The sequence below is a fragment of the Vibrio sp. YT-19(2023) genome, assembly GCF_033337395.1.
Window position 1 is genome coordinate 1 of sequence record NZ_JAWOQN010000971.1, and the last position, 551, is coordinate 551.

1 protein-coding gene is annotated in these 551 nt (G+C 48.1%); it reads left to right on the top strand.

What is annotated here, in order from left to right; genetic code table 11:
* Positions 1-551 (top strand): MATE family efflux transporter (locus tag R7E78_RS29485; protein ID WP_318059064.1); only part of this gene is annotated, 551 nt, incomplete at both ends.

Consider the following 551-nt stretch of genomic DNA (forward strand, 5'->3'; position numbering starts at 1 on the left):
ACTGGGGAGCGGGAGACAAAATTGGCGTAAGACAAAGTACGTCGCTGACCTGGATGATTGCGATGGTGTTTGCCGCGCTGGCCGTTTGTTTATTCGTCTTTTTCCCGCAGCCAATCATGGGCTTGACCACGGATTCCCAAGAGGTGATTGAGCTTGGGTCAAGCTACTTGGTAATTTCATCAGCCAGTATGTTCGCAGTGGCGTGTGTTGCCAGTATGGCGGTGGGATTACGTGCTATGCATCAACCAGGGTTGAGTACTTTCTTTAGCGGCATCGGTATTCTCTCCAACGTGTTTTTAAACTGGGTGTTGATTTTCGGTCACCTAGGCTTTCCTGCCCTTGGTATTACCGGTGCAGCAATTGCAACGGTGATCAGTGGAGCCATTGAAGTTGGTTGTTTATTTGGTTATTTGTGGTTGAAAAAACACATTATCGCCTTTGGTTGGGGCGATATTCGTGCCAGCTTAGTGTTGGACAAAATCACTCGTTTTCTTAGCTTATCTTTTCCCACGACGTTCAACTTTTTCGCTTGGGCTGGGGGGGTGTTTGCT